Source organism: Streptomyces roseus (genome assembly GCF_001044425.1).
In the GTDB taxonomy this organism is placed as follows: domain Bacteria; phylum Actinomycetota; class Actinomycetes; order Streptomycetales; family Streptomycetaceae; genus Streptomyces; species Streptomyces roseus.
In genome coordinates this window covers 16,630-37,973 of record NZ_LFML01000084.1, presented here as the reverse complement: position 1 = coordinate 37,973, position 21,344 = coordinate 16,630, and the positions used below count along the sequence as shown (strand labels likewise).

The window sequence follows — 21,344 nt, the reverse complement described above, 5'->3', positions numbered from 1 at the left end:
GCGCTCGGCGCGTTCGGTGAGCTCCGCGTCCCCGAGGGTGCGCTTGCTCTCCTGGGCGGCCAGCTTGTCGAGCATGACCCCCACCCAGCGCCGCTCCTCGGCCTCGGACATCCGGGCAGGGATGAGGACGACCGTACGGTCACCCTCGCGGTAGGCGGATACGGTCCTGCGGCGGCGCGCGCTCCGGCGGACTTCGACGGCGCGCTGCTGTGGGTCGGCGGACACGCCCAAGACCGTACCCGCTCGTCCGGCCGAAGTCCCCCCGCTCCGCCGTGGGAACGCGATCGATGCGAAGGCGACGCACGTGGCACCCCTTCCATCCATCTCATATGCCTGATAGCCCGCGCCTGTGGACAAATAAACGCGCGGGACCGGGCGGGCGGGCATTCTGCTGGGGACGGGAAAGAGGCGGGGTTCGTACGAGGGGGAAGCCATGTATCCGAAGGTGAAGCCGGCGCTGGCGAGGGCTTGGCGGGATCTGCAGACGGTGCAGTTCGGGGTGACGCCCGCGCATGCGGTGGTGCTCGGGCCGGTGGACACGGCGACGGGATCGCTGATCGACCGGATCGACGGGACGCGGGGGATGGAGCTGCTGCGCGCCGAGGCGGCGGCGGTGGGGCTGCCGGAGGGGCAGGTGGACGCGCTGGTCCGGCGGCTGGCGGCGGCCGGGCTGCTGGACGACGCCACGGCGGGCGGTCCGCGCGCCCAGGCCGTGCGCGGGCGGGCGGAGGTCCTTGAGCGGCTGGGGCCGGATCTCGGTTCGCTGTCGCTGGTGCACCGCGAGCCCGGCGGTGATCTGCGGGGTGTCGCGGCCCGGCGGGCCATACGGGTCCAGGTGCGCGGGAGCGGCCGGGTGGGCGGGGTGATCGCCGGGGTCCTGGCGGCTGCGGGCGTGGGCCGGGTGGAGGTGCTCGACGGGGGCCGGGTGGAGCCGGCGGACGTGGCGCCGGGCGGGCTCGGCCCCGACAGCGTGGGGCGGCTGCGGGCGGAGGCCGCGGCGGGTCTGGTCCGCGCGGCCGCCCCGGGGCGCCCGCCGCGGCCGGCGGAGCAGGAGGGGCCCGAGCCGGGGGTGTCCCTGGTGGTGGTCGCTCCCCGGGACGGCTTGCAGGCGTGGGCCCCGGATCCGGGCACCGCGGCCGACTGGGTCGCCGCCGGCACCCCGCATCTGTACGCCGGGGTGCTGGAGGGCACCGGGCTGGTGGGGCCGCTGGTGCTGCCCGGGGCCACGGCCTGCGCGGGCTGCATGGAGCGCGACCGCGTCGAGGCGGATCCCGCCTGGCCCCGGATGCTGGTGCAATGGCGCTCGGCGCACCGCCGCCGCGCCACGGCGGCCTGTGATGTGGGGCTGGCCACGGCGGTGGCGGGTCTCGCCGCGGCCCACGCCCTGTCCTTCCTCGACGGGGAGCTGCCCGCGTCCACGGCCTCCCGCTGGGAGGCCGCCCTGCCGGGCCTCCACTGGGAGCGGACCCCGGTGCGGCCCCACCCCGACTGCCCGTGCGCGGCGGCCCGCGTCCCGACGCAGGAGGCGGTGCCGTCATGAGGTGCCTACGGGGGCCGGTTCCCGCCCCGTCGCGAGCGGGCGCCTCGGCCGGGGCGGGGCGGGGCGGGGGCGCCATGACAGGATGCGGTGGGCCGAGGGGTCATCTTGAACCGCCGCTTGCGGCACAGCTGTCTGGGAATTGGAGGGGCTCATGTCTGATCTTCCCCGGAAGGCGGTCACCCGTACCGCCAAGCTGGCCGCGCTGCCGCTCGGCTTCGCGGGCCGTGTCACCTGGGGGCTGGGGAAGCGGATCGGGGGCAAATCGGCGGAGATCGTGGCGCGCGAGCTCCAGCAGCGCACCGCCGAGCAGCTCTTCCGCACCCTCGGGGAGCTGAAGGGCGGTGCCATGAAGTTCGGGCAGGCGCTTTCGGTCTTCGAGTCGGCGCTGCCCGAGGAGGTCGCCGGGCCGTACCGGGCGGCGCTGACCAAGCTCCAGGAGGCGGCCCCGCCGCTGCCCGCGCAGACGGTGCACCAGGTGCTGGCGGAGCGGCTGGGGGCCGACTGGCGGGACCTGTTCGAGGAGTTCGAGGACAAGCCGGCCGCGGCCGCCTCGATCGGCCAGGTGCACCGGGCGGTGTGGCACGACGGCCGGCAGGTCGCGGTGAAGGTCCAGTATCCGGGGGCCGGTGAGGCACTGCTGTCCGACCTGAAACAACTGGGCCGGTTCGCGGGGCTGCTGGGGCCGCTGATTCCCGGGATGGACCTCAAGCCCCTGATCAAGGAGCTGCGCGAGCGGGTCTCGGAGGAGCTGGACTACGAGCTGGAGGCGGAGGCGCAGCGGACCCACGCGGACGCGTTCGACGGCGACGAGGACGTGGTCGTGCCGGACGTCGTGCACCAGGGCGACCAGGTGCTGGTGACCGAGTGGATGGAGGGGACCCCGCTGTCGGAGGTGATAGCGGACGGGACCCAGGAGGAGCGCGACCGCGCCGGCCAGCTGCTGGCCGGGTTCCTCTTCTCGGGGCCCGCGCGCACCGGCCTGCTGCACGCCGATCCGCATCCGGGCAACTTCCGCCTGCTGGCCGGGGCGGACGGCCGGACGCGGCTGGGCGTGCTGGACTTCGGCACCGTCGACCGGCTGCCCGGCGGCTGGCCCAAGCCGATCGGCACCTCGCTGCGGATGACGCTGGAGGGTGATGCCGAGGGGATCTACGGGCACTTGCGCGCCGAGGGGTTCGTGAAGGAGTCCATCGAACTGGATCCGGAGGCGGTGCTGGACTATCTGCTGCCCATCATCGAGCCCGCCCAGGCGGAGGAGTTCACCTTCACGCGGCCGTGGCTGCGCGGTCAGGCGGCCCGCATAGCCGATCCCCGCTCCCCCGCGCACCAGTTGGGCCGGCAGATCAACCTGCCGCCCTCGTACCTGCTGATCCACCGGGTGACGCTGAGCACCATCGGGGTGCTCTGCCAGCTGGGCGCGACGGTACGGCTGCGGGAGGAACTGGAGTCCTGGCTCCCGGGGTTCCTGCCCGAGGACTGAGCAGGGAAGGCCGCGGGCCGTGCGGTCCACCGCGACCGCACGGCCCGCCCGGTCACCACCAGGAGGAGTCGAGGCGGCCCTCGATCGCCCTGAGGTTGGCTCGCGCGCAGTCGACGCAGAAGTACTGTCTGCTCCCGTTCTCCACCGAGCAGGTCCAGGTGGGCGGGGCGCCGTCGGGGGCCTTCTTGCCGCAGCGCGCGCAGACGGCGGGCTGGGCCTCGGGTCCCGGCGGGGCGGGGTGCGGGTTGGGCTGGTCCACCTCCAGACGATATCCCCGCGAGGGGTGGAGAGCCCCGCGCAACGCACCGGGGGGACCGGTCCGTTCGGACCGGTCCCCCCGTACGCTGCGGAGCCGCTGGTCAGCGGCGGTTCAGCGGTGGCTTACTGCATGACGGCCATGGCGAGGGCCCGTCGGGCGCGCAGCGAGACGCGCTCGGCTCGCCGCTGCATGCGGCGGGCGGTGACCAGGCGCACGGCGCGACGCTCGGCGTCGACCTCGCGCATGCGGTCGTTCATATGGGCACGGGCCAGGGCTTCTGGGATGAGTTGCATTTCTCGGGTCCTGTTCTGACGCGAGGTGATCGCGCCGGCGGTGATGAAGTCTGCGTGGGCGGAGCCGTGCGGCTGCTCGCTCGTCGTGTGGGCGGTCATGAGGGCCTGCTTCAAGGGGTCGTGCGTCACGGGGCGGTCGATGGTTCCGATGGCGGTCATGCCGCGACAACCGGGTTCTTGCGCGGACGGCCACGGGGCCGCTTCCGGGCTACGACGACGCCCTGGACGAAGAGCTCGCCACCCCAGACGCCCCAGGGCTCGCGGCGCTCCAGCGCGCCGGCGAGGCAGGCCTCGACCAGCGGGCAGGTGGCGCACAGGGACTTCGCGTACTCGACGTCCGCCGGGGACTCGGCGAAGAAGACCTCGGGGTCGTAGGTGCGGCAGGCGACGGGTACGCCGAGGTTCTCGATGGCGTCGTCGAGCGCGGTCAGCGCGGTGAGGGGAGTCAAGGTGGAGTCCTCCGGGACTGCGGGCGGGGAGATCGTCTGGGTCTGCGGTACGGACGGGGCGTGCGCTTCGAGTTGCACGGTGTTTTCTTCCTCGTCTTGGTTGGCTAGTCGTTCCGGCCGGGTTCGGCCGGGGGCGGCTGGTACCTGGTCTTGCCAGTCCCGAGGCTCCTTCGCGCTGCCGTCCCCCGGTCGGGGACAAACAGAAGGGCCGCGGATCCCGGGTGGGGTTCCGCGGCCCTGAAGGCGCCGGCCTGATCTCGGATCAGGCTGGATCACTCCAGGGTTCGAGCCCACGGAAGGCCCACATCAGGTGGTGCTGCTGCTTCGTCTGCTTCGTCTGGACTCCGGCACCGGCCGCGACAGCGGGGCCATAGGCGCCATGCGCCTGGGCTTCCACTACTGCCACCGATGCCTGGGTCGGTCGCTCATTCCGCTCGCTCGCCAGGAGCGCGGAGGGCGCGGCCAGCAGGGCGCGGCTGTCAGCGGAAATCGCGGACAGACCGGTACCCAGGAGCGGGAGGAGCGAGGAGGAGCCGAGCGTGCAGGAAGCGGCGACCGAGCGATCGGTCATTTTGGTGGTGGTGGTAAAGCTGATCACTGGTCTCGCCTCCTCTCGGCGTCTCGGGGACGGTGGCGGCCCGAGGGCCCGTCCCATACGTATTCGGATAAGTACAGCACGGATCCAGGGCTTCGGAGAAGCCACCGTTTCCGTTGCTAAGAACCTATGGGGATCCGCCGGGCATGTGCAAACTATTTTTCCGACGAGTTTCTACGCGTCGTCAGCATCTGTGGCCCCAGGGTCCTGACCTGCGCAGATGGCCAGTACCTCGGCTCCGTACCGGTCGAGCTTGCGGCGGCCCACTCCAGAGATCATCGAGAGCTCTCCCGGCTCGCTCGGCTGGGCCTCCGCGATCGCGACGAGCGTCTTGTCGGTGAACACGCAGTACGCGGGCAGTCCCTGCTCCCGCGCCTGCGCCGCGCGCCACTCCCGGAGGCGCTCGTACAGGCCCTCGTCCATGTCGGACGGGCAGTCCTCGCAGCGCAGCAGCTTCAGCTCGCCGGCCTCGGTCAGGGTCTTGCCGCAGACCCGGCACAGGGTCGGCCCGCGGTGGGCGCGCTTGCGGGCCCCCCGCTCGGCCGGGGCTCCCTGCCGGCTTCCCGGGACCGCAGAGCCCGGCCGCAGGCCGTTCAGGAAGCGGCTGGGCCGCCGGGAGGCCCGGCCGCCCGGCGACCGCGAGAGGGCCCAGGAGAGCGTCAGGTGCAGCCGCGCCCGCGTGACGCCGACATAGAGCAGCCGGCGCTCCTCCTCCACCTGCTCGTCGGTCTTGGCGTACGTGATCGGCAGCATGCCGTCGGTGAGCCCGGCCAGGAACACGGCGTCCCACTCCAGGCCCTTGGCGGCGTGCAGCGAGGCGAGGGTGACGCCCTGCACGGTCGGGGCGTGCTGGGCGGCCCTGCGCTCGTCCAGCTCGACGGTCAGGTCCGCCAGGGTGGCGCCCGGCCGGCCGCGGGCGAAGTCCTCCGCGAGGCGGACCAGGGCGGCCACCGACTCCCACTGGTCGCGCACGGCCCCGGAGCCGGCGGGCGGCTCGGTGGTCCAGCCGGTGGAGCTGAGCACGGCCCGGACCTGGGAGCCGAGCTCGACGACATCGTCGAGCAGCGGGTCGTTGCCCCCGGAGCGGGCGGCGCCGCGCAGGGCGAGGATCGCCTTCTGCACCTCGCCGCGCTCGAAGAAGCGCTCGGCGCCGCGCAGCTGGTACGGGACGCCGGCGTCGGCGAGGGCCTGCTCGTAGATCTCGGACTGGGCGTTGATGCGGTAGAGCACGGCGATCTCGCCGGCCGGGACGCCCGCCGCGATCAGGTCCCGGATGCGCAGGGCGACGCCCTCGGCTTCGGCGGGCTCGTCCGGGTACTCGGCGTAGACCGGATCGGGGCCGGGCTCGCGCTGGGAGACCAGCTCCAGGCGGTGCTCGGCGGCGCGGCCCTTCGCCTGGGCGAGGAGCCCGTTGGCGAGGTGGACCACCTGGGGGGTGGAGCGGTAGTCGCGGACCAGCTTGACCACGGTGGCCTGCGGGTGGCGGGTGCGGAAGTTCAGCAGGTGGTCCGGGGTGGCGCCGGTGAAGGAGTAGATCGTCTGGCTGGCGTCGCCGACGACGCAGAGGCTGTCGCGCTCGCCGAGCCACAGGTCGAGCAGCCGCTGCTGGAGCGGGCTGACGTCCTGGTACTCGTCCACCACGAAGTGCTGGTACTGGGCGCGGATCTGCTCGGCGATGTCGTGGCGGTCCTGGAGGATGCCGACCGTGAGCAGCAGCACGTCCTCGAAATCGATCATGCCCCGGTCACGCTTAAGCTGTTCGTACGTGCCGTAGATCTGGGCGATCTCCGCCATGTCCCGGGGGGCTTCGCGCCCCGCCTTCAGGGCGGCCGCCGGATAGTCGAAGGGCACGGTCTGGGTGACCTTCGCCCACTCGATCTCGCCGGTGACATCGCGCAGCTCGCCCCGGTCGAGGCGGATGCGGCAGCGGGCACCGGCCTCGGCCACGAACTGGATCTTGCGCTCCAGGAGCCGGGGCACCTCGCCGCCGATCGCCCTGGGCCAGAAGTACTGGAGCTGGCGCAGGGCGGCGGAGTGGAACGTCCTCGCCTGCACCCCTCCCGCGCCGAGGGAGCGCAGCCGGCCGCGCATCTCGCCGGCGGCGCGGTTGGTGAAGGTGACGGCCAGCACGCTGGCCGGCATCAGCTGGCCGGAGCGGACCCCGTAGGCGATCCGGTGGGTGATCGCCCGGGTCTTGCCCGTGCCCGCGCCCGCCAGCACGCACACCGGCCCGCGCAGGGTCGTCGCGACCTCGCGCTGCTCCGGGTCCAGCCCCAGGAGCACCGCGTCGGCGGAGTCCGCGCCGGCGGGGAAGGAGGTGAGGTGCGTTGCTGATGTCACCCCGCCATGCTGCCAGGTCTCCAGGGGCGGGAGGGAAAGTCGTCCACAGGTGCGCGTGATCGTCGTATGGACGTACTTGACGTACGCGGCGCAGGTGACGTACTCGGGCGCCCCCGCCCCGCCGCGGGTACGGGAATGGCCCCGGGGTCCCGTACGTTCGAGTACTCGGACCACCCAGACCCCACGAAGGAGAGCGCAGCATGCAGGACACGGGTTCCGTCACGATGTACAGCACGACCTGGTGCGGCTACTGCCGCCGGCTGAAGACCCAGCTGGACCGGGAAGGCATCGCGTACAACGAGATCAACATCGAGCTGGACCCGGAGTCCGCGGCGTTCGTCGAGAAGGCCAACGGCGGCAACCAGACGGTCCCGACCGTGCTCGTGAAGTCCGCCGCAGGCGCCGAGTCGGTCATGACCAACCCGAGCCTGGCCCAGGTCAAGCAGGCCCTCGCCGTCTGAGCCGCGTCCGCCGCGGCGCACCGCGTGGACAGAGGGCCCCCGCCGAGGCGGGGGCCTTCCGCGTGTCCGCGTGTGAGAAGCCTTACGCGACCGGGCGCGGCAGCGGCTCCCCGTACCAGCGCTCGACCAGCCGGGCCGCGATGGAGATCCCCGACGGGGGCACCATCTCGCCCGATTCGAACGCGGCGCGCAGGTCCTCGCGCGAGAACCAGCGGGCCTCCTGGATCTCCTCGCCGTCGACCGTGATCTCGGTGGTCGTGGCGCGCGCCGTGAAACCGAGCATGAGGCTGTACGGGAACGGCCAGGGCTGGCTGGCGACGTACTCGACCTCGCCGACCCTGATGCCCGCCTCCTCCCACACCTCGCGCACGACGGACTGCTCGATCGACTCGCCCGGCTCCACGAACCCTGCGAGCGTCGAGAAGCGCCCCTCCGGCCAGTGCACCTGGCGGCCCAGCAGCGCGCGGTCGTGCTCGTCGGTGACCAGCATGATCACCGCCGGGTCGGTGCGCGGGTAGTGCTCGGCGCCGCAGCCCGGGCAGCGGCGGATGTGCCCGGCGGCCGCGACCACGGTGCGCTCGCCGCAGCGCGAGCAGAAGCGGTGCATCCGCTGCCAGTTCTCCAGGGCCACGGCGTGCACCATCAGTCCGGCGTCGCGCTCGGACAGCAGCAGTCCGGCCTCGCGCAGACCGGCCGGGCGGGCCGACTGGTCCATGCGGCCGGGCAGCGAGTCCTTCTGGAGCGCGAAGTACCGTACGCCCTCGTCGTCGGTGCCCAGGAAGTAGCGGTGCGTCTCGGTGACCGGGGCCTCGAAGGCCGGGGTCATGACGATGCCGGTCCCGCCGTCGGGGGTGTCGTCGATCAGGACCTGGCCGCCGGAGACCACGAAGACGCGGGTCGTCGGGTGGCTCCAGGCGGCCGCGAGCCAGGCCTCGTCGAGGCGGTGGTGCGCGGCCCGGTCGATTCCGCTGGGCGCGGCGAGCGAGATCGGGTGCTCGGTATGGGTGCTCACAGGTACTTCCAACTCCCCCGGTGGTGGGACAGGCAGGCTCGGTGACTCGGTACGTGTGGTGCGTGCTGCGGGTGCTGCGGGTGGCGGGTGGTGCGCGGCCGTCCGGTGCCGGCGCGCGGTGCGCGGCGCGTGCCGCGGTGCGTGCGTCAGGCGGGCTTCCCGTGGGAGGCGGCCAGGTCGCCCCACAGGTAGGCGGCCGTCTCAACCCCCTTGAGGAGCAGGTCCAGCTCGACCTTCTCGTTCGGCGCGTGCCAGCCGTCGGACGGCACGGAGATGCCGAGGAACAGGACGGGCGCCTCCAGTACGTCCTGGAGGTCGGCGGCGGGTCCGGAGCCGCCCTCGCGGGTGAAGCGGACCTTCTCGCCGAACGCCCGGCCCATGGCCCGTACGACCGACTGCAGCGCCGGGTGGTCCAGCGGGGTCAGGCAGGGCCGGGTGGGGGCGCCGAAGACGATGGAGTGCCGGATCCCCTCCGGGACCCGCGCCGCGACCCAGTCCCGGACGGCGGCCTCGACCTCGTACGGGTCCTGCCCGGAGACCAGGCGGAACGAGAGCTTCAGGTGGGCGGAGGCGGGCACGATGGTCTTTCCGCCGGGGCCCTGGTAGCCGCCGCCGATGCCGTTGACCTCGGCGGTCGGGCGGGCCCAGACCCGCTCCAGGGTGGAGTAGCCCTTCTCGCCGGCGGCCGCGTGCGATGTGGCCGTGCGCAGCCATTCGCCCTCGTCGAACGGCAGCTCGGCGATCAGCGCCCGCTCCTCGTCCGTGAGCTCGGCGACGTTCTCGTAGAAGCCGGGGATGGTGACGCGCTCGTCGGCGTCGTGCAGCGCCGCGACCAGGCGGGCGGCCACGGTGGCCGGGTTGGGCACGGCCCCGCCGAAGGCGCCCGAGTGGATGTCCTGGTCGGGTCCGTGCAGGTCGATCTCGCAGTCGGCGACGCCGCGCATGCCGGTGCAGACGGTGGGGGTGGTCTCGGACCACATGCCGGTGTCCGAGACGATCACGACGTCGGCGGCCAGGCGCCGCGCCTCGCGCTCGACGAGGGCCCGGAAGTTCGGGGAGCCGGACTCCTCCTCGCCCTCGACGATCAGCTTGAGGTGGACGGCCGGGGCCTCGGCGCCGGTGGCGGCCAGGTGGGCCCGTACCCCGAGGGTGTGGAAGAAGACCTGGCCCTTGTCGTCGGCGGCGCCGCGCGCGTACATGCGGCCGCCGCGGATCACGGGCTCGAAGGGGTCGGTGTGCCAGCCGTCGGCGACGGCGGCGGGCTGCACGTCGTGGTGTCCGTAGACGAGGACGGTCGGGGCGTCCGGCTCCGCGCTCGGCCACTCGGCGAAGACGGCGGGCGCGCCGGCGGTCTCCCAGACCTCGGCGACGGGGAAGCCGGTCTCCTTGAGCTTGGCGGCGAGCCACTCGGCGCTGCGGCGTACGTCGTCCGCGTGCTCGGGCTGGGCCGAGACGGAGGGGATGCGCAGCCACTCGGCGAGGTCTTCGAGGAAGGCGGCGCGGTGGGTGTCGATGTACGTGCGGACGGTGCGGACGACGCTGTCCGCCGGGGTTTCGCTCATGCCTACGAGCCTAACTGTCGGGGTGCCGGTCACTGTCCGTGTCCGTTTTGCCTTGGAGGATCCGCTCAAGACCCTCCCGGCCGGGGAGGCCGCGGGGGCGGATCACGCGGCCGCTGCGGACGTGGAGGAAGGCGGCGGCGACCCGGTCCAAGGGGGTGCCGGTGGCTTCCGCCCAGGCCAGGCGGTACACGGCGAGCTGGAGCGGATCGGCTTCGGTGGTGCGGCCGGTCTTCCAGTCGACGATCTCGTACGAGCCGTCCTCGTTGCGGTACACGGCGTCGATCCGGCCGCGGACGACGCGGCCGGCGAGGGTGAGCTGGACGGGCGCCTCCATCCGGTACGGGGTGCGGTCGGCGTACTCGCTCCGCTCGAAGGCGGCCTTGAGGGAGTCGAGGTCGGCCTCGTCGACGACGTCCTGGTCGGAGCCGGGCAGCTCGGTGGCGGGGTCGAGGACGTCGAGGAGCGGCAGCGGGAGCTCGTCGAAGCGGGACTCGACCCAGGCGTGGAAGCGCGTGCCCTGGCGCGCCGCGGGTTGCGGGGGCTTCGGCATCGGGCGGGCGAGGTCGCGCGCGAAGCCCTGCTCGTCGGCGGCGAGGCGCAGGAGCTGGCTGGCGGAGAGGGCGGGGGGCAGCTCCACGTCGCGCACGGCGACGCGGGCCCGCCGCAGCTCGCCCTCCAGGGCGTCGAGGTCCCGGTCCCAGGAGGCGACGGCCCGGGCCTCTTCGGGGGTGAGGCCGGTACGGGCGCCCGGCCGGGGGGTGCGGGGCCGGTCGCCGGGCGGCGCGGTGGGCCGGTGGCCGCGCTCGCGGTCGCCGGCGTACGGGTCGGTGGCCCCGGGCGGCGGAGCCGGAGCGGGGGCGGGCTCCCCGGCCCAGGGGTCCCCGGGCCAGGGGTCCTCGGGCCAGGGCTCCTCGGGCCACGGCTCGTCGGCCCAGGGGTCGTCGGACCGGGGGTCGTCGGACCGGGGGTCGCCGGACCGGGGCTCCTCCGCGGTGCGGGGGTGCGGCACGGTCGCCGCGTCCGCCGCCCAGAGGTCGCCGCCGTCCGGCTCCTCCTCGTACGAGGGGTCCTCGCAGTGCGGGGGCCAGAGGTAGGCGTCCCGGGCGGCGGGGTCGGGCCCGGGGGCGGCCAGGTGGGCTTCGACCAGGGCCGCCGCCTCGCGGCGGAGCTTCAGGGACTGCGGGTCCAGGGGAAGGGGCCAGGACCGGTCCGGGGTGGACTCCGTGGCGAGGGACGGGTTCTGCGCGTCGGGGTCCGGCTCCTGCGCCCAGGCCTCGATCTCCCCGTTGCCCGCCGCGCAGTGGTCGTACAGGGCGGACAGGAACGCCGACGGGCCCCGGCGCTTCTTCTGCGTCGGCCCCCACCAGTGCCCCGAGGCCAGCAGCAGCGAGCGCGGCCGGGTGAAGGTCACGTAGCCCAGGCGGAGTTCCTCGACCGCCTTGTGCTCCTTCAGGGAGGCCTTGAAGGCCTTCAGGCCCGCCGAGGTCCACGCCGGGTCCGGCGGAAGGGTGGCCGCGTCGCCGCGCAGGGCGTACGGCAGGACCTTGGCGTACGAGGTCCACGGCTCGGGCGCCTTCTCCTTGGGGAAGGAGCCCGCGCACAGGTCCGGGACCACCACGACGTCCCACTCCAGCCCCTTGGACTTGTGGGCGGTGAGCACCTTCACCGTGTTCTCCCCGCCGGGCAGCGCGTGGTCCAGGCCCTTCTCGTACTGGACCGCCGTGCGCAGGAAGCCGAGGAAGGCCAGCAGGGAGGCCTCGCCGTCCAGGGAGGCGAAGCCGGCCGCCACGTCCAGGAAGCCGGACAGCGATTCGCGGCGCCGGGCCGCCAGCGCGTGCGGCGAAGCCGACAGCTCCACCTCCAGGCCGGTCGCGGCCAGCACCCGGTGCAGTACGTCCATCAGCGGGTCCGCGAGCGAGCGCCGCAGGTCGCGCAGCTCCTGGGCCAGGTGCGCGAAGCGGACCCGGGCCTCGGCGGAGAAGGGGAGGTCGTCGGAGGCGGCCGAGGAACCGTCCAGGAACGTCTCCAGCGCGTCCGCCAGCGAGACCACCTCCGCCGGGTCCACGCCCTCCACCGCCGCCGCGAGGCGCTCGTCGGGATCCACCTCGCCCGGCGTACGGCCGATCAGCTGCCGCGCCCGGCGTCCCAGCAGGGCCAGGTCGCGCGCACCGATCCGCCAGCGCGGGCCGATGAGCAGCCGGACCAGCGAGGCGTTGGCGCCCGGGTCCTGGAGCACCTCGCACACCGCGACCAGGTCCGCGACCTCCGGCAGGTGCAGCAGCCCGGACAGCCCGACGACCTCCACCGGCACCTCGCGGGCCACCAGGACGGCCTGGATCTGTGCGAAGTCCCGGGCCGAGCGGCACAGCACCGCGATCTCGCGCGGCTCCGTCCCCGTACGGACCAGGTGCGCGACCGAGTCCGCGAGCCACTGGAGCTCCTCGGCGTGCGTGTCCAGCAGCGCGCAGCGCACGGAGCCGGCCCGCTCCTCCCCCGGCGCCGCGCGCAGCGCCTCGACGCCCTCGTGCATCGAGCGCAGCGGCGCGGCCAGCTCGTTGGCCAGGTCGAGGAGGCGGCCGCCGCTGCGCCGGTTCTCGCTCAGCGAGAACCGGGTCGCGGGGCGTCCGTCGGCGTGCGGGAAGTGCTCGGGGAAGTCGTCCAGGTTGGCGACGGACGCGCCGCGCCAGCCGTAGATCGCCTGGCAGGGGTCGCCGACGGCGGTCACCGCGTGGCCGCTGCCGCCGCCGAACAGGCCGGACAGCAGGAGCCGCTGAGCCACGGAGGTGTCCTGGTACTCGTCGAGCAGGACCACCTTGAACTCCTCGCGCAGCAGCTGCCCCACCTCGGGCCGGGTGGTGGCGAGCTGCGCGGAGAGGGCTATCTGGTCGCTGAAGTCGAGGAGGTCGCGGGAGCGTTTGGCGGTGCGGTAGCGCTCGGTCAGCTCCAGCAGTTCGAGGCGGCCGCGCACGGCCTCGGGGATCTTGCGCAGGTCTTCGTTGGTGAGCTTGGTGCCCGCGAGGGTGTCGAGGAGCTCCGTGTCGTGCGCGCGCAGCTCCTGCGGGGTCACCAGGTGCTCGGAGAGCTCCCCGTCGAGCGCGAGCAGGTCGCTGACCAGGTCGGGGACGGATTTGGTGAGCGCCGGGTACGGGCCGGGGGCCTCGCGGAGCACGCGCGCGGCCAGCTGGAAGCGGGTGGCGTCGGCGAGCAGGCGGGCGCTGGGCTCCAGGCCGATGCGCAGGCCGTGGTCCTTCAGGAGCTGCCCGGCGAAGGCGTGGTACGTGGAGATGCGGGGCTCGCCGCCGGCCGCGTCGGGATCCGCCGGGGAAGGGTCCGGGTCCGTGATGCCGGCCCGCGCGAGGGCCTTTCGTACGCGCTCGGCGAGCTCGGCGGCGGCCTTGTTGGTGAAGGTCAGGCCGAGGACCTGATCGGCGGCGACCGCTCCGGTGCCGACCAGCCAGACGACGCGGGCGGCCATGACGGTGGTCTTGCCGGAGCCGGCGCCGGCCACGATGACCTGGGGGGCGGCGGGGGCGGTGATGCAGGCCAGCTGTTCGGGTGTGAAGGGGATGCCGAGGAGCTCCCCCAGCTGCTCGGGGTCGGTGAGGACGGACGGACGCGCGGACACGTGTAGAGGCTAGCCCGACCCACCGACACTCCCGGCCGCCGTCTCACCGGCCGGTCGGTCGCCGACCAGTGAGCGGAACGGCTCACTCCACCGTCTGGCGGCCCTCCGGGCGGGCGCTGCACGCACTGCGGAAGGAACAGTGGTCGCAGTGCTTTCCGGTGGCCGGTGCGAAGCGCTCGTCGAGGACCCGGCCGGCCGCGGTGGCCAGGAGGTCGCCGACCCAGGTGCCGTCCGGCGGCTGCTGTGCCTGGACCTTGGGCACCGCGTCCCCGCCGTCCCGCTGGGCCGCGCCCTGGCGCAGCTGCACCAGTTCGGCGCCGCCCGCCTCGGGGCGCACCCCGTCGAAGACCTCGTCGACGGCCCCTTCGCGTACGGCGAGCTGGTACACGGCGAGCTGGGGGTGGCGCGCGACCTCGTCCTTCGTGGGAGCGCCCTTGCCGGTCTTGAAGTCGACGACGTACGCGCGGCCCTGCGGGTCGGCCTCCACGCGGTCCATGGAGCCGCGGATGCGGACGGCGTACTCGCCCGCTTCGAGGGTGACGTCGAAGTCGTGCTCGGTGGCCACGGCCTCGCGGCCGCCGCGGTCGGTGGTGTGCCAGCGCAGGAAGCGCTCCAGGGCGGCGCGGGCGTTGTCCTTCTCCTGACGGGATTTCCAGGGGGCGTCGAAGGCGAGGGCGTCCCAGACGGAGTCGAGTCGTTCCATCAGGACGGCGAGGTCGGCGGGGGTGCGGCCGGAGGCGACCTCGTCGGCGAGGACGTGGACGACGTTGCCGAAGCCCTGGGCGGCGGTGGACGGGGCGTCGGCCTTGACCTCGCGGCCGAGGAACCACTGGAGGGAGCAGGTGTTGGCGAGCTGGTCCAGGGCGGAGCCGGAGAGGGTGACGGGCCGCTCGCGGTCGCGCAGCGGCACGCTGCTGCGGGTCGGCTCGTACAGCCCCCACCAGCGCTGCGGGTGGGCGGCGGGGACCAGCGGGCGGTCGTCCTCGTCGGTGAGGGCCGCGAGGCGGGCGAGGCGGCGGGCGGCGGCCTCGCGGAGCGCGGGCGAGGCGTCGGGGTCGACGGTGGTGGCGCGCAGTTCGGCGACGAGCGCGGGGACGGCGAGGGGGCGGCGGGGGCGGCCGGTGACGTCCTTCGGGGTGACCCCGAGCTCGGTGAGGAAGCGGGAGGGCTGGTCGCCGTCCTCGGCGGGGGCCTTCACGGCGGTGACGACGAGGCGTTCGCGCGCGCGGGTGGCGGCGACGTAGAAGAGCCTCCTCTCCTCCGCCAGCAGCGCGCCGGGGGTGAGGGGCTCGGCGAGGCCGTCCCGGCCGATGCGGTCGGCTTCGAGGAGGGAGCCGCGCCGGCGCAGGTCGGGCCAGAGCCCTTCCTGGACCCCGGCGACGACGACGAGGCGCCACTCCAGGCCCTTGGAGCGGTGGGCGGTCATGAGCCGGACGGCCTCGGTACGGGTGGTCCTGCCGGTCAGGGTGTCCCCGGCGATGTCCTCGGCTTCGAGCTGTTCCAGGAAGTTGAGGGCGCCGCGGCCGCCGGTGCGGTCCTCGGCGCGGGCGGCGGTGTCGAAGAGCGCGCAGACGGCGTCGAGGTCGCGGTCGGCGTTGCGGCCGGCCGCGCCGCCGCGGCGGGCCCGGCGCTCCAGGCGGTCGGGCCAGGAGGTGCCGTCCCACAGGGTCCACAGGGCCTCCTCGGCGGTGCCGCCGCCCTGGAGGAGCTCGCGGGTCTTGCGCAGGAGCTGCCCGAGGCGCTGCGCTCCCCGGGCGTAGGCGGGGTCGTGGGCCGTGAGCCGTTCGGGCTCGGCGAGGGCGCGGGCGAGCAGGACGTCGGAGGGGGCGGGCACCTTGATGCCGGCGGCCCGCTCCTCGTCGCGCAGGGCCCGCCCGAGCCGGCGCAGGTCGGCGGCGTCCATGCCGCCGAGCGGGGAGGAGAGCAGCGTGAGCGCCGCCTCGACGCCGATCCAGCCTTCGTCGTGCCGGCCGCCCGCGGCGGGCTCGGGCGCGGATCCGGACGCGGGCGCGGCCTCCGCCCCTGCGCCCGTCGCCTCCGGATCCTCCGCCTCCGGGTCCGGGACGGACGGTTCCTCGGCGGACGGTTCCTCGGCGGACAGTTCCTCGGCGGACAGTTCCTCGGCGGACAGTTCCTCGGCGGACGGTTCCTCGGCGGCCGCCCGGGCCGGGGTGGCGGCCGTGCGCAGGGCCGTCAGGAGGGGGCCCGTCGCCGGTTCGTGGCGCAGCGGGGTGTCCGTGCCGTCCGTCTCCGCCGGGACTCCCGCCGAGATCAGGGCGCGGCGCATCGCCGGGAGGGTGCGGCCCGCGGAACGGACCAGGACGGCCATGTCCTGCCACGGCACGCCGTCCTCCAGGTGCGCCCGGCGCAGGATGTCGGCGATGTTGTCCAGCTCGGCCCCGGCCGTGGGGTACGTGAACACCTCGACGAGGCCGCCCTCGCGCACCGGCGTCAGCCCGCGGTGCTCGCGGACCGCCGCCGCGGGCAGGCGCGGGACCGGCATGCGGGTGGTCAGCAGGCGGGTCGCCGCCAGCAGGTTCGCCCCCGAGCGGCGGCCCACGGTCAGGGCCCGCACCGCCGCGCCGGGGAAGGAGCCCTCGAAGTCCAGGATGTTGTTGATGTCGGCGCCGCGGAAGGCGTAGATCGACTGGTCGGGATCACCGAAGGCGACCAGCGTCCCCGCGGGTCCCGTCAGGGCGCGCAGCAGCCGCAGCTGGGAGGCGTCCGTGTCCTGGTACTCGTCCACGTAGATCACGTCGTAGGACTGGGAGAGGGCCGGGGTGCGCTCCGCGAGGAGCACGGCCCGGTGGACGAGCTCCGCGTAGTCCAGGGTGCCCTGCATGTCCAGGACGTCCAGGTACTCCGAGAGGAAGGCCGCCGCCGCCTTCCAGTCCGGGCGGCCCAGCCGGGTCGCGAACGCGTCCAGCGCCGCCGGGCCGAGGCCCAGCTCGCGGGCGCGGGCGAGCACGGCGCGGACCTCGTCCGCGAAGCCGCGCGTGGTGAGCGCGGCGCGCAGGTCGTCCGGCCAGCGGATGGAGCGGATCCGGCGCTGGCCCTCCAGGAGGGTGCGGACCATCACGTCCTGCTCGGGGCCCGACAGCAGCCGCAGCGGATCGGCGAACAGGTCGGTGTCCTGGTGGGCGCGGACCAGCCCGTAGCAGAAGGAGTGGAAGGTGGTGGCCTGCGGGGCGCGCGCCCCGCCGAGCCGCAGGGCGGCCCGGTCGCGCAGCTCCACCGCCGCCTTGCGGCTGAAGGTGAGGATGAGGATCCGGGCCGGGTCCGTCCCGGCCTCGACCCGGGCGGCGGCCGCCTCGACCAGCGTGGTCGTCTTCCCGGTGCCCGGTCCGGCCAGGACGAGGAGCGGACCGCCGGTGTGATCAACCACGGCCCGCTGCGCTGCGTCCAGTACAGGGGGATCCACCCGCTGCGGCCCGGTGCGTACGAGGCGGTACGCGTCAGGGGTCCGCGTACGCCGCCGCTCGGAGCGGTCGGATGGAGAGGTGATCACGTGGGGTGCCGGTCCAGGTCCTGGGGTGTCTGCGGTTGCCGCGGAGGCCGCGGTCGCCGCCGCGCCTGCCGAAGCCGAAGAGGCAACGCTACGGCAACCGCCGCGTCCCGCGCAGTTCCCCGGGGTCGCGGCACGAGGGCCCCGGGCCGTCGCCCGTACGGGCGCTCGGCCTCCCGCCCGGGCCCCGCATGGCCGAAGCTGTCAGATGTGACCCTCGTCCCGTGCGGCCCGTTCCTCCCGCCCGTCCCAGCGGGCCCGCGGCATGTCCAGCCGGGCCTCCCCGGCGGTGGTCAGGCGCACTGGGGTGGCTTCGGCGCGGTAGTGCTCCAGGGCCCGGACCTCGCTGCCGGGCAGGGGCCGGCCGTCCGCCCGGACCACGCGCCACCAGGGCACGGCCCCTCCGTACAGGGCCATCACGCGCCCGACTTGGCGCGGTCCGCCCTCGCCGAGCCACTCGGCGACGTCCCCGTACGTCATCACCCGGCCGGGCGGAATCCGCTCGGCCGCCTCCAGTACCCGCTCCGCGTACTCGGGCAGCTCTCCGCTCATTGCGCCCATGGTGCCGTACATCACGGACCGGTTCCCGGAAGGTTTCCTTCCGTACCGGCACGCACCCTGATGCCCCGCCCGCACGTCGGTCCGTGCCACCATCTTCCGGGCGGTGACTGGTGATACGTGATCAAGAAGAGACGGAAGTGACGACGAAGGAGCAGGGTGTGAGCCCTCCGGACGGCGCGGCTGAGGACGACGGCACGCGCCCAGACCCGTACCCCGGGACCACGCCCGGGGCCGGGGGCACACCCGAGCCCGAGCCCCAGCCCCAATCCGAGCCCGAGCCCGAGCCCGAACCCCCGCCCGGCGCCACCGGCGAACCCCGCGCCCGGGCCGGGTCCGCGGCCGCGGCCGCGGGCACGCCCCGGAAGGGAGCCGCGGCCGGGTCCGGCCCCGACGGGCCGCACGGGCGCGCCTCCGCGTCCGCCGACCAGGTGGAGGTCGACGAGCCGCTGCTCGCCGCCCGCGTGCACCGCCCCTCCGACCTCGTACGCCTGCTCGTCGGCGTCCTCGGCATCGCCGTCGTCCTCGCCATCGCCGCCTTCGCCCACCGCACCACCGCAGGCCTCGAAGCCGACATCTCCCAGGGCACCGGCGCCGCGCCCGATCTGCTGATCAAGGTCGCCGGGCTGGTGTCCAGCATCGCCGTGCTGCTCGTCCCGGTGGCCTTCGCCATCGAGCGGCTGATCAAACGGGACGGGCTGCGCATCGCCGACGGCGTGCTCGCCGCCGTCCTGGCGCACGGCGTCACCCTGGCCACCGACCTGTGGGTCTCCCAGGCCGCCTCGGACACCATCCAGGAGGCCCTCACCCGGCAGACCACGGTCGGCGGCCCCCTCACGGACCCGGTGCACGGCTACCTCGCGCCGGTCATCGCGTACATGACCGCCGTCGGCATGACCCGCCGGCCCCGCTGGCGGGTCGCGCTGTGGGTGGTCCTGCTGCTGGACGCCTTCGCGATGCTGGTCAGCGGGTACACCACCCCGTTCTCGATCATGCTGACCGTGCTGATCGGCTGGAGCGTCGCGTACGGAACCCTGTACGCCGTCGGCTCGCCGAACGTCCGCCCCACCGGGCAGACCCTCCTCGCCGGCCTGCGCCGCGTCGGCTTCAAGCCGGTCAGCGCCATGCGCGCGGAACTCCCGGACGGGGCCGACCCCTCGGAGGTCAGCGACCGCGGCCGGCGCTACCACGTCACCCTGGAGGACGGGCCGCCGCTCGACGTCACCGTCGTCGACCGCGAGCAGCAGGCGCACGGCTTCTTCTACCGGGTCTGGCGCCGGCTCACCCTGCGCGGCATCACGACGCGCCGCAGCCTCCAGTCGCTGCGCCAGGCACTGGAGCAGGAGGCGCTCCTCGCGTACGCGGCCATCGCGGCCGGGGCGAACGCGCCGAAGCTGATCGCCACCTCCGAGCTGGGTCCGGACGCCGTGATGCTCGTGTACGAGCACCTGGACGGCCGGCCCCTGGACGCGCTCTCCGACGAGGAGATCACCGACGACCTGACCCGCAACACCTGGAAGCAGGTACGGGCCCTCCAGTCGCGGCGGATCGCCCACCGGCGGCTGACCGGCGACGCCCTCGTGGTGGATCGTTCCGGCAACGTCGTCCTCACCGACCTGCGCGGCGGCGAGATCGCGGCCGGGGACCTGGTGCTCCGCATGGACATCGCGCAGCTGCTGACCACGCTCGGCCTGCGCATCGGCGCGGAGCGGTCGGTGGCCTCGGCGGTGTCGGTGCTCGGCCCGGACGCGGTGGCGGACTGCCTGCCGCTGCTCCAGCCGATCGCGCTGAGCCGCTCCACGCGGGCGACGCTGCGCAGGCTGGCCCGGGAGCGGGCCGACCGGCAGCGGGAGGCCGTACTGGAGTCCTCGCGGGCGGCGAAGGCGGCGCGCGAGGCGGCCGCGGACGAGGCGAAGCCGGACCGGGGCGCGGGGAAGGCCGGCAAGGCCGGGGCCAAGTCGGCGGCGGCCACGGCAGCGGAGAGGAAGGCCGAGAAGAAGGCGCTGGACGACGCGCTCGACGGGGCCCGCGAGGAGGACCTGCTGAGCCAGATCCGCCAGCAGGTGCTGCTGATCCGCCCGCAGGCGCCGGTGGAGCCGGCCCGGCTGGAGCGGATCCGGCCGCGCACGCTGGTGTCGTTCATCGCGGGCGCGTTCGGCGCCTACTTCCTGCTCACGCAGCTGGCCCACGTGGACTTCGCGACGATCGTCGGCGAGGCGCAGTGGGGCTGGGTGGGGGCCGCGCTGGCCTTCTCGGCGTTGACCTACTTCGCGGCCGCGATGAGCCTGCTGGGCTTCGTCCCGGAGCGGGTGTCCTTCCTGCGGACGGTGGTGGCGCAGGTCGCGGGGTCGTTCGTGAAGCTGGTGGCGCCGGCGGCGGTCGGCGGTGTCGCGCTGAACACGCGGTTCCTCCAGCGGGCCGGGATCCGGCCGGGGCTGGCGGTGGCGAGCGTGGGTGCCTCGCAACTGTTCGGTCTGGCGAGCCACGTCCTGCTGCTGCTGGCCTTCGGCTATCTGACCGGCACCGAGAAGACCCCGGAGATGACGCCGTCCCGTACGGTCATCGCCGGTCTGCTGACGGTGGCGGTGCTGGTGCTGGTGGTCACGGCCGTGCCGTTCCTGCGGAAGTTCGTGGCGACGCGGGTGCGGGCGCTGTTCGCCGGTGTGGTGCCGCGCATGCTGGACGTCCTCCAGCGGCCGCAGAAGCTGATGACGGGCATCGGCGGCATGCTGCTGCTGACCGGCTGCTTCGTGATGTGCCTGGACGCCTCGATCCGGGCGTTCGGCGGCGGCCAGGCCATCAGCTACGCGAGCATCGCGGTGGTGTTCCTGGCGGGCAACGCGCTGGGCTCGGCGGCGCCGACGCCGGGCGGCATCGGCGCGGTGGAGACCACGCTGACGCTGGGTCTGATCGCGGCGGGGCTGGAGAAGGAGGTCGCCATCTCGGCGGTGCTGCTGTTCCGCCTGATGACGTTCTGGCTGCCGGTACTGCCGGGCTGGCTGTCGTTCAACTACCTGACCCGCAAGGAAGCGATCTAGGTGTGTTGTCCGGACAGGTTGGTGACGCGGCTGGCGGGTTTGGCCTTGGATGCCGGTGTGGGGTCGGTGGGAGTTGTACCAGTCGATCCAGTGGGTGAACGCGCTCTGCCGTTCCTGGTCTGAGGTGGAGGGCCGGTGGTAGGCCCATTCCTCGAGCAGGGTGCGGTGGAAGCGTTCGACCTTGCCGTTGGTCTGCGGGCGCCAGGGCCTGGTCCATCGTGGCTGGATGCCGAGGTCCCGGCAGGTCTGGCGCCAGGTGTTCTTGCTGTAGGCCCAGGCGTTGTCGGTCAGGACGCGTTCGACGGTGATGCCCACAGAGGCGAACCAGGCCGTTGCCCGTGTCAGGAAGGCCGCGCAGGTCGGGGCGGTCTCGTCGGGGAGGTCTTCGGTGTAGGCGAGGCGGGTGTGGTCGTCGAGGGCGGTGTGGAGGTAGGCCCAGCCGGCGCCGGTCTTGTTGCGGCGGCCTTCGGCCCGGCCGAGGGTCTTGTGGCCGCCGCCGTCGGGGATCCGGCCCAGCTTTTTGACGTCGATGTGGACGAGCTCGCCGGGGCGGGCCCGTTCGTAGCGGCGCACGGGCTCGCCGGTGGCCCGGTCGCAGGCAGCCAGTGGCGGCAGGCCGTGGCGGGC

14 protein-coding genes and 2 pseudogenes are annotated in these 21,344 nt (G+C 74.2%); 4 read left to right on the top strand and 12 right to left on the bottom strand.

Features of this window, described 5'->3' with window-relative positions:
• Positions 1-324: pseudogene (locus ACS04_RS21215) on the bottom strand (hypothetical protein); the annotation flags it as partial.
• Between the two features lie 109 nt (positions 325-433).
• Here ACS04_RS21215 and ACS04_RS21210 point away from each other — a divergent pair.
• Positions 434-1,540 carry a ThiF family adenylyltransferase gene (locus ACS04_RS21210; RefSeq protein WP_048478268.1) on the top strand — a complete coding sequence of 369 codons (1,107 nt, stop codon included), beginning with the start codon at positions 434-436 and terminating at the stop codon, positions 1,538-1,540.
• Between the two features lie 151 nt (positions 1,541-1,691).
• The gene (locus ACS04_RS21205; protein WP_048478267.1) at positions 1,692-3,020 is read left to right on the top strand and encodes an ABC1 kinase family protein; all 1,329 of its coding nucleotides are present in this window, start codon (positions 1,692-1,694) and stop codon (positions 3,018-3,020) included.
• Between the two features lie 52 nt (positions 3,021-3,072).
• Here the strand turns inward: ACS04_RS21205 and ACS04_RS21200 are convergent, their stop codons facing one another.
• The 5 genes from ACS04_RS21200 to ACS04_RS21180 form a co-directional block, all read right to left on the bottom strand.
• Positions 3,073-3,279, bottom strand: coding sequence for a hypothetical protein (locus tag ACS04_RS21200; protein ID WP_048478266.1), 207 nt, complete (start codon positions 3,277-3,279; stop codon positions 3,073-3,075).
• 122 nt (positions 3,280-3,401) lie between these two features.
• Entirely contained in the window at positions 3,402-3,731 is a 330-nt protein-coding gene (locus tag ACS04_RS21195; protein WP_048478265.1) for a hypothetical protein, read from the bottom strand.
• Positions 3,728-4,099, bottom strand: a complete 372-nt coding sequence (locus ACS04_RS21190) for a WhiB family transcriptional regulator (RefSeq protein WP_030153506.1) — start codon at positions 4,097-4,099, stop codon at positions 3,728-3,730. Before ACS04_RS21190 ends, ACS04_RS21195 begins: the two co-directional genes overlap by 4 nt.
• Before the next feature lie 184 nt (positions 4,100-4,283).
• Entirely contained in the window at positions 4,284-4,619 is a 336-nt protein-coding gene (locus tag ACS04_RS21185; protein ID WP_048478264.1) for a hypothetical protein, read from the bottom strand.
• 171 nt (positions 4,620-4,790) lie between these two features.
• A complete protein-coding gene (locus ACS04_RS21180) occupies positions 4,791-6,956 on the bottom strand; it encodes an ATP-dependent DNA helicase UvrD2 (protein WP_167352594.1) in 2,166 nt (721 codons plus the stop codon).
• Between the two features lie 200 nt (positions 6,957-7,156).
• Here ACS04_RS21180 and ACS04_RS21175 point away from each other — a divergent pair, with 200 nt between their 5' ends.
• Positions 7,157-7,417: a mycoredoxin gene (locus ACS04_RS21175; RefSeq protein WP_030153502.1), complete on the top strand. Its 261-nt coding sequence runs from the start codon at positions 7,157-7,159 to the stop codon at positions 7,415-7,417.
• An 82-nt stretch (positions 7,418-7,499) separates the two neighbouring features.
• Here the strand turns inward: ACS04_RS21175 and nudC are convergent, their stop codons facing one another.
• From nudC to ACS04_RS21150, 5 genes are all read right to left on the bottom strand, one after another.
• Positions 7,500-8,441 (bottom strand): NAD(+) diphosphatase, encoded by a 942-nt coding sequence (nudC, locus tag ACS04_RS21170; protein ID WP_048478263.1) that lies wholly within the window; start codon positions 8,439-8,441, stop codon positions 7,500-7,502.
• 134 nt (positions 8,442-8,575) lie between these two features.
• Positions 8,576-9,991 (bottom strand): dipeptidase, encoded by a 1,416-nt coding sequence (locus tag ACS04_RS21165; protein WP_048478262.1) that lies wholly within the window; start codon positions 9,989-9,991, stop codon positions 8,576-8,578.
• 10 nt (positions 9,992-10,001) lie between these two features.
• Positions 10,002-13,616 carry an ATP-dependent DNA helicase gene (locus ACS04_RS21160; RefSeq protein WP_048478261.1) on the bottom strand — a complete coding sequence of 1,205 codons (3,615 nt, stop codon included), beginning with the start codon at positions 13,614-13,616 and terminating at the stop codon, positions 10,002-10,004.
• 82 nt (positions 13,617-13,698) lie between these two features.
• Complete coding sequence (locus ACS04_RS21155; protein ID WP_048478273.1) at positions 13,699-17,121, bottom strand: ATP-dependent helicase; 3,423 nt, start codon at positions 17,119-17,121, stop codon at positions 13,699-13,701.
• A 204-nt stretch (positions 17,122-17,325) separates the two neighbouring features.
• Positions 17,326-17,682, bottom strand: coding sequence for an MGMT family protein (locus tag ACS04_RS21150; RefSeq protein WP_398024675.1), 357 nt, complete (start codon positions 17,680-17,682; stop codon positions 17,326-17,328).
• A gap of 110 nt (positions 17,683-17,792) precedes the next feature.
• On the opposite strand from ACS04_RS21150, the gene ACS04_RS21145 reads away from it, so the two are divergent.
• Positions 17,793-20,717, top strand: coding sequence for a lysylphosphatidylglycerol synthase transmembrane domain-containing protein (locus ACS04_RS21145; protein ID WP_048478259.1), 2,925 nt, complete (start codon positions 17,793-17,795; stop codon positions 20,715-20,717).
• Here ACS04_RS21145 and ACS04_RS21140 read toward each other — a convergent pair.
• Positions 20,714-21,344, bottom strand: a pseudogene (locus ACS04_RS21140) (IS481 family transposase); the annotation flags it as partial. The gene ACS04_RS21145 and the pseudogene ACS04_RS21140 sit on opposite strands and share 4 nt — an antisense overlap.